Consider the following 4,985-nt stretch of genomic DNA (forward strand, 5'->3'; position numbering starts at 1 on the left):
GGATATGTTCCAGACCTTCGTCGAACCGCTCGAGCAGGAACTGGAGCTCAAGTCGAGCCACGCGATGGGCCGCGGCCACCAGAACGCGGACACTGAGGAGTACAAGAACCGGATTGAGGCGATCAACTTCTCGCTCGCGCACGACGACGGTCAATCGAACCGCAATCTGGCCGATGCCGACGTGATCCTGGTGGGCGTGTCGCGCAGCGGCAAGACGCCGACGAGCCTGTATCTGGCGATGCAGTACGGTGTAAAAGCGGCCAACTATCCGCTGATTCCGGAAGACTTCGAACGCGGCAAGCTGCCCACGCCACTCCTGGCGCATCGGCAGAAGATGTTTGGTTTGTCGATCGATCCGCAGCGTCTGTCGGAGATTCGTAACGAGCGCCGGCCAGGCAGCAAGTACGCCGCGCCGGAAAATTGCCGTTACGAGATCAATGAAGCCGAAGCCATGATGCGGCGTGAAGGGGTCAAGTGGCTGTCGTCGACGCATAAGTCGATCGAAGAGATCGCGACGACCATCCTGCAGGAGATCAAGCTGGACCGGCCGGCTTACTGAGCACGGCCTGTTCCGGAGATACGCGTGGCGCCCAGGTGGTGATGGATGCCCACGCTACTCATGTCATGCCGTTGAAGTCACGCGCGGCGCTGCTGGCGGCATTGTTCGAACACGCAGACAGCCGCCGCAGCCGCCACATTGAGCGATTCCATCCCGCCCGGCTGAGGAATCGTCACCCGCAGCGACACCGCATCGCGCCAGGCCTGCGATACACCCGCCCCTTCGTTGCCGAACACCCACGCGAGCGGTCCGCTCAGATCGCAGTCGTAGATCGCCTCGGCATCATGCGAATCCGTAATGACGATGGGCACCGCCAGGCGCTCGATTAGCGCCTGCGTTTCGACATCTTCGTGGATCTGCAGCAGAAAATGCGCGCCCATGCCCGAACGCAATACCTTCGAAGACCATGCGTATGCCGTACCCGGCACGCAAAACACCTGCTGAATACCGGCGGCCGCCGCGCTGCGCAGAATCGAACCGACGTTGCCGGCGTCCTGCACGCCATCGAGAACGAGGCAGGTTTCTCCGATCTCCGCCGGCAGCGGCGTGTCGAGCTTTTCGACCAGCAGCAGAATCCCGACACCGTGCACGACGTTCGACAACTGGCCAAACAATGCGTCAGGCAGCGTGACGATGCGCTGCTCGTCGATGCGCGACACAATGGCCTGCGCTTCCTCGTGGCGCAGCGCGCCTTCGGTGACAACGCACATTTCCGGCTGCCCGGCGACGTCGAGATAGGCGCTCGCGAGATGAAAGCCTTCGAGCAGCGCATGGCCGCTGCGGCGCTGCTGATGCGTCGAGCCGGCCAATGCTTTCAGGCGCTTGTAGAGCGGATTGTCCCGCGAGGTGATGGCTTTCACAGGCAGCGAAGGCAGTGAGAATGAGAAAAGAGTTGGCGACGCGCCGGGCCACACAGGGCGCTCAGGCGCCGCTGCGTTCGCCGAAGGCGTCGTCGTCGAGCATGGCATCGGTGAGCGTGCCGGACACGACGATGACGTCACCCGCCGGCAGCTTCAAACCCGTGCCGAAGCGCAGATGCGCTTCACGCACTGGCGCAAAGGAACGCCGATGATGCTCACAAGGCCCATGTTCGCGCAGCGCCGCAAGATGCTGCGGCGTGCCGTAGCCGGCATGCGCGTTAAAACCGTAGACCGGATAGGTTTGATGCAATTCGAGCAGCATCCGGTCGCGCGTGACTTTGGCGAGAATCGACGCCGCCGAAATGCTCTTGACCAGCGCATCGCCGCCGATCACCGCCTCGCTGCGAATGCTCAGCGTCGGGCAGCGATTGCCGTCGATTTTTACGAGTGTCGGCACGACTGAGAGGCCTTCGACTGCCCGCTTCATCGCCAGCATCGTGGCGTGCAGGATGTTCAGCGTGTCGATTTCTTCGACGGTAGCCGATGCGATGCAGTACGCGAGCGCCCGATCGACAATCTTGTCGTACAGTTCGTCGCGCTTTCTGGCAGTGAGTACTTTCGAATCGTCGAGGCCGCGAATCATCGGCTTCGACGGATCGAAAATCACCGCGGCAGCGACCACTGGACCCGCCAGCGGCCCACGCCCGGCCTCGTCGACGCCGCAGACGATGTCATCCGGTGTCTCGAAGTCCAAACCGACCTGCGCTGCGGCGCCTGCAGCGATCGCAGCCTTGCGGCGTGGTCCGCGCGCCGTGGTCACGACCGCGCCTTCCGATTTTCGACGACGCTCGCCACGACTTCCGCCGCACGCTGCGCGGTGTTCTGCTTCAGCACGTGATGCATCTCCGTGAAGATTTCCGTCAGCGTGCGCCGGTTGGCCTCGTCGCGCAACTGTTTCAGCGTGGCTTCGGCAAGCGCTTGCGGTGTGGCGAAGTGTTGCAGAATTTCCGGCACCACGAAACGTCCCGCCAGAATGTTCGGCAGGCCGACGTACGGCAGATAGCCCTGGCGGCGCATGATCTGGCCGGTCAGCCAGGGCACCTTGTACGAGATCACCATCGGCTTTTTCAGCAACGCGGCTTCCAGCGTCACCGTGCCGCTCTTGACGAGGATCGCATCGGCCGCCGTCATCGCGAGTTGCGACTGGCCGTCGGTGATGGTCAGTGCGAGACCGGGATGCGCATCGACCAGCGGCCGCAGCATTTCCCGCAGTGCGGGCGTGGCCGCCGGCATCACGAAACGCAAACTGGGCTCCTGGTGCTGCATCATCTCCATCGCGGCAAAGAACGTCGGACCGATCAGATCGATCTCCGAGCGTCGGCTGCCTGGCAGTACCGCAATGATCGGACCGCTTTCAGCGAGGCCGAGCGTGCGGCGCGCGCCGAGCGTATCGGGCACGATCGGGATCTCGTCAGCAAGCGGGTGCCCCACGTAGGACGCCGCGATGCCTGCCTTTTCAAGCAGCGCCGTTTCGAACGGGAACACGCACATCATGTGGTCGACCGCTTTGGCGATCTTCTTGATGCGCCCGCCCCGCCACGCCCAGATGGATGGACAGACGAAGTGAACGGTTGGAATGCCCGCTTCGCGCAACGGATGCTCGAGGCCGAAGTTGAAATCGGGCGCATCCACACCGACAAATACCGACGGCGGCTCAGCCAGCAGTTGGCGCTTCAGTTCGTTGCGGATGCTGAGGATCTCGGGAATATGCCGCAGTGCTTCGACATAGCCGCGCACCGTCAGTTTTTCCATCGGCCAGTGGGCGTCGAAGCCCGTGGCGATCATGCGCGGGCCGCCGATCCCATAATACTGGGTACCGGCGGGCAGACGGCTCGCGAGGCCGTCGAGTAGCGACGCCGCCAACAGGTCGCCGAACGGCTCGCCAGTCACCATCGCGACACGCAGCGGACTCGGGTTCAATGCCATCGCTTAGCGGATGATGCCGCGTTGCGACGCTTCGACGAACGCGAGCAGCGTTTGTACCGGCGCATCGCCATCGCCACCCGCGGACGCGAGTTCGCGCAACTGCACCTTCGCCTCTTCCAGCGACAGGCCGTTTTTGTACAACAAGCGGTACGCCGAGCGCAGCGCCGAAATCGCGTCCGCGGAGAAACCGCGGCGGCGCAGACCTTCGACGTTGATACCGTGCGGTTCGGCCTTGTTGCCGGCCGCCATCACGAACGGCGGGACGTCCTGCACGAGCGCCGAAGCCCCGCCCAGCATTGAGTGCGCACCGATGCGCACAAACTGATGCACGCCCGACATACCGCCGATGATCGCGTGGTCGCCAACGATCACATGGCCGGCCATCTGCGCATTGCTCGACAGAATGACGTTGTTGCCGACGTGACAGTCGTGCCCGATGTGCACGTAAGCCATGATCCAGTTATCGTCGCCCAGCGTGGTGACGCCCGAGTCCTGCACTGTGCCGGTGTGGATCGTGGTGAATTCACGGATCGCGTTGCGATTGCCGATCACGAGCCGGGTTGGCTCGTCCTTGTACTTCATGTCCTGCGGGCGGCCGCCGACCGATGCGTAGTGACCGATCCGGTTGTCTTCGCCAATCGTGGTGTGACCTTCGACCACGCTGTGCGACCCGACCGTGCTCCGTGCGCCGATCGTCACATGTGCGCCGATGACGGCATACGGTCCGATTTCGACAGATTCGTCGAGTTGCGCGCCCGGTTCGACGATCGCAGTGGGATGAATCCTGCTCATGCGTCCTCGCTTCTGATTCTGTTGCGTTGTCTGGATAGGCGTAGCCGAAGGCTGCAGGGCTTAGAGTAAGCCGCTGACTGCCCGGAAACCGGCTTAAGCGTCTTTGTCCGTGTGCCGCACCGCGCACATCAGGTCGGCTTCCGCCGCCACGGCACCATCCACTTCGGCGCGGGCCTTGAACTTCCAGATGCCGCGCATATGACGCTCGAACGTGCAGTTCAGGATCAACTGATCGCCCGGTTCCACCACGCGCTTGAAGCGCGCATTGTCGATGCCCACGAACAGATACAGCGTGTTCGACGGATCGCTCGGCTCTTCCGAAAACGTCAGCAGGGCCGCCGTTTGCGCGAGTGCTTCGAGAATCAGCACGCCGGGCATCACCGGACGGGTCGGAAAGTGCCCCTGGAAATACGGCTCATTGATCGACACGTTCTTCAACGCTTTGATGCTCTTATGCGGCTCAAGTTCGAGCACCCGGTCAACCAGCAGAATCGGGTAACGATGCGGCAGCAGCGTGAGAATCTTATGAATGTCGAGATTGATTTTTTCGGTGCTCATGGTGTTTCTACTCACGCATTGACTGCGCGATGATGACTGCGGATGCTGGTGCAGGTGGGTTGGTAACGCGTGCTGCCGGCGCTTGCCGTGACCCGGAGGCCATGCCACCCGGTCACGGCAACCGACTTTGCTTCCTGATGCTTGCCCGCTATTTTACGCGGTGCCGGCAGGTTGCCCTACGGTTGCTCTGCGAGTCGGCCTGATATTCAGGCTTTGTCGCCTGCGGAATT

6 protein-coding genes are annotated in these 4,985 nt (G+C 62.5%); 1 reads left to right on the forward strand and 5 read right to left on the reverse strand.

Going from position 1 to position 4,985, the window contains the following annotated elements; genetic code table 11:
• Positions 1 to 559, forward strand: a 559-nt coding sequence (locus VFE81_RS11260) for a pyruvate, water dikinase regulatory protein (protein ID WP_325044674.1), incomplete at its 5' end; no start/stop codon positions are given.
• Between the two features lie 77 nt (positions 560 to 636).
• On the opposite strand, the gene VFE81_RS11265 is transcribed toward VFE81_RS11260, so the two are convergent.
• From VFE81_RS11265 to fabZ, 5 genes are all read right to left on the reverse strand, one after another.
• Entirely contained in the window at positions 637 to 1,419 is a 783-nt protein-coding gene (locus tag VFE81_RS11265; RefSeq protein ID WP_325044675.1) for an RNA methyltransferase, read from the reverse strand.
• 61 nt (positions 1,420 to 1,480) lie between these two features.
• Positions 1,481 to 2,239, reverse strand: a complete 759-nt coding sequence (rnhB, locus tag VFE81_RS11270; RefSeq protein ID WP_325044676.1) for a ribonuclease HII — start codon at positions 2,237 to 2,239, stop codon at positions 1,481 to 1,483.
• Positions 2,236 to 3,405: a lipid-A-disaccharide synthase gene (lpxB, locus tag VFE81_RS11275; protein ID WP_325044677.1), complete on the reverse strand. Its 1,170-nt coding sequence runs from the start codon at positions 3,403 to 3,405 to the stop codon at positions 2,236 to 2,238. The genes rnhB and lpxB overlap by 4 nt, the downstream gene beginning before the upstream one ends.
• Positions 3,406 to 3,408: 3 nt before the next feature.
• The gene (lpxA, locus tag VFE81_RS11280) at positions 3,409 to 4,197 is read right to left on the reverse strand and encodes an acyl-ACP--UDP-N-acetylglucosamine O-acyltransferase (protein ID WP_325044678.1); all 789 of its coding nucleotides are present in this window, start codon (positions 4,195 to 4,197) and stop codon (positions 3,409 to 3,411) included.
• Positions 4,198 to 4,290: 93 nt separating this feature from the next.
• Positions 4,291 to 4,755, reverse strand: a complete 465-nt coding sequence (fabZ, locus tag VFE81_RS11285) for a 3-hydroxyacyl-ACP dehydratase FabZ (protein WP_020065638.1) — start codon at positions 4,753 to 4,755, stop codon at positions 4,291 to 4,293.
• Between the last annotated feature and the right edge of the window lie 230 nt (positions 4,756 to 4,985).

The sequence above is a fragment of the Paraburkholderia sp. genome (genome assembly GCF_035656215.1).
In the GTDB taxonomy this organism is placed as follows: Bacteria; Pseudomonadota; Gammaproteobacteria; order Burkholderiales; family Burkholderiaceae; genus Paraburkholderia.